Source organism: Coprobacter sp., assembly GCF_982436375.1.
Genome location: NZ_CEWDCG010000300.1, coordinates 1 through 2,519, shown reverse-complemented (window position 1 = coordinate 2,519; position 2,519 = coordinate 1). Strand labels below are relative to the sequence as shown.

Here is a 2,519-nt window from a genome sequence, read left to right as displayed (position 1 = left end):
GTAATAAATATCAAATAAATACATAGGGGAATATTATAAATAAAAAAATCCCGGCAGATTCCGGGATTTTTTATCGGGTAAAAACCTTGTATATTTTTATAATTCAATCGGTTTGTATTTCGGTACGAGAGTTTTCATAACGATCCAGCCGATCAAATATGCTACGGCGCAGATGCAGAAAATAATGAAATATCCAGCCGGTTTACCTATAAATCCCATGAATTCCATTTGTATTTCATCTGCATATACAAATAGGTTACCCGCACATTTCTGTAAGATCATAGATCCTACACCTCCTGCCATACCGCCGATACCGGTGATAGTAGCAATTGCACTTTTAGGGAACATATCGCCTACAGTAGAGAAAATATTGGCAGACCATGACTGATGTGCTGCACCTCCGATTCCGATCATAATTACAGGAAACCAAGGAGAAATTGTACCTAAAGGTTGGGCTAATAATACAAGTAATGGGAAAAATGCAAAAATGAGCATAGCTTTCATACGAGCAGCATAAGGATTCATCCCGGTTTTATTGATAAATATGGTCGGTAATTTACCGCCGTAAATAGATAACATCGTGATGGCATAAAGTGTAAAAATCAAGGCCATCCCTAATCCTTCGGATGTTTTAATTCCGAACTGAGTATTTAAATAAGATGGTGTCCAGAAAAGGAAAAACCACCAAACTCCGTCTGTCATGAATTTTCCGAAAGCAAAAGCCCATGTCTGTTTATAAGAAAAACATTCCAAAAAGCTCATTTTGCGGGCTTCCTTCAGTTCTTCGACGGGAGTTACATCTTGATCTTTATCCTGTTCGATATATTCTAATTCTGCTTTATTTACAAATTTACTTTTAGAAGGAGCGCTGTACATAAATACCCAGAATCCCATCCATACGAATCCGAGAGCACCGATGATAATAAAAGACATTTCCCATCCCCAGATTTTCGCCAATACGGGAATGCTTAGCGGTGCAATCAATGCTCCGATCGAAGCACCTGCATTAAAAATAGATGTTGCATAAGCGCGGTCTTTTTTAGGGAAATATTCTGCTGTTACTTTAATCGCTGCAGGGAAGTTTCCGGCTTCACCTAATGCCAATACGCATCTGGCGGCAAGAAAGCAATACATGCTTATCGTTGCGATAATAACTGCGACATCTCCAGTTGCGCTCATTAGCTCGGCGGCACTATGCAATCCTACGTATGATTCGGTGATGATACCGCATACAGCATGGAGACATGCTCCGGCCGACCATACACCGATAGACCATAAATATCCTTTTTTTGTTCCCATCCAATCGATAAATCGACCTGCGAATAACATGCATATCGCATATACGATTGAAAATACGGATGTGATAGTTCCGTAGTGTGATTCATCCCAATGGAATTCGGGCTTTATGAACTCATCCCACGTTAATGATAATACTTGTCTGTCGAGATAATTGACAGTTGTTGCGAAAAATAACATGGCGCAGATCGCCCATCTGTAATTTGTCATTTTCGCGGCGTTTTCTTGTAATCTACTCATTATTTGTTCTGTTTTTGTGTTTTTCAAATGAAAAAATACTTTTCCGATAAAAGAATCGGAAAAGTATTTTTATATGTGTTTATCTGTATTTCTTAATAATTGCCAGTGCCTCTTTGCATTTATTTGTAATGGCAGCCCAGTCTTTTGCTTTTATGATGTCTGCAGGGAAGAGATTCGAGCCCATACCTACACATGTAACTCCGGCTTTGACCCATGCTGAGAGATTTTCTTCGGTAGGTTCTACAGCTCCGGTGACCATAAGCATAGACCAGGGCATAGGAGCTTTTACATTTTTTACGAATGACGGACCTCCGACGTTTCCTGCAGGGAATACTTTACAGAGATCACAACCGACTTCCTGTGCAAATCCGATTTCAGATACCGATCCGCATCCCGGAGTATAAGGGATAAGACGACGGTTACAAACTTTTGCTATTTCAGGATTAAATAACGGACCGACAACAAAGTTTGCTCCCAATTGTATATATAAAGATGCTGTTCCCGGATCGACGATAGAGCCGATTCCTAAGATCATTTCAGGACATTCTTTTGCTGCAAATTTTACTAATTCCGCAAAAACATCTTGGGCGAAGTCTCCGCGATTAGTAAATTCGAAAGCTCTTACTCCGCCTTCGTAACATGCTTTTACTACGCTTTTTGCAATCTCAACGTCTTTATTGTAGAACACAGGTACCATACCTGTAGAGGCCATAGCGTTGAGTACCTCTATTTTTGAAAATCTTGCCATATTATTTTTGTATAAAACGAAATAATAATTGAGAAGTGATTTGGTAAAGGACTTCTCTATATTATAAAAATGGAAACCTGTTTAGATAATCTTTTATCGGAAAATTTAGACAGGTTTTAAGTAATCGCATTTTATCTCGACACTCTACCCGAAGCATCACCGCTCATCAGTTTCTCGACTTCTTCTACCGTTACCAAATTGAAGTCTCCGTAAATGGTATGTTTCAGACATGATG

Annotated in this window: 2 protein-coding genes; both read right to left on the bottom strand. The window is 39.3% G+C overall.

The features are described 5' to 3' along the window. Window positions 1–96: 96 nt before the first annotated feature. Window positions 97–1,536, bottom strand: coding sequence for an MFS transporter (locus AC1WHX_RS11865; protein ID WP_009317632.1), 1,440 nt, complete (start codon window positions 1,534–1,536; stop codon window positions 97–99). Between the two features lie 79 nt (window positions 1,537–1,615). Then, window positions 1,616–2,284, bottom strand: coding sequence for a bifunctional 4-hydroxy-2-oxoglutarate aldolase/2-dehydro-3-deoxy-phosphogluconate aldolase (locus AC1WHX_RS11860; protein ID WP_270214832.1), 669 nt, complete (start codon window positions 2,282–2,284; stop codon window positions 1,616–1,618). Window positions 2,285–2,519 lie beyond the last annotated feature (235 nt).

What these genes read in the sequence shown, in the direction of transcription:
- AC1WHX_RS11865 (WP_009317632.1), bottom strand. Translation starts at nt 1,536, where the DNA reads ATGAGTAGATTACAAGAAAACGCCGCGAAAATGACAAATTACAGATGG.
- AC1WHX_RS11860 (WP_270214832.1), bottom strand. Translation starts at nt 2,284, where the DNA reads ATGGCAAGATTTTCAAAAATAGAGGTACTCAACGCTATGGCCTCTACA.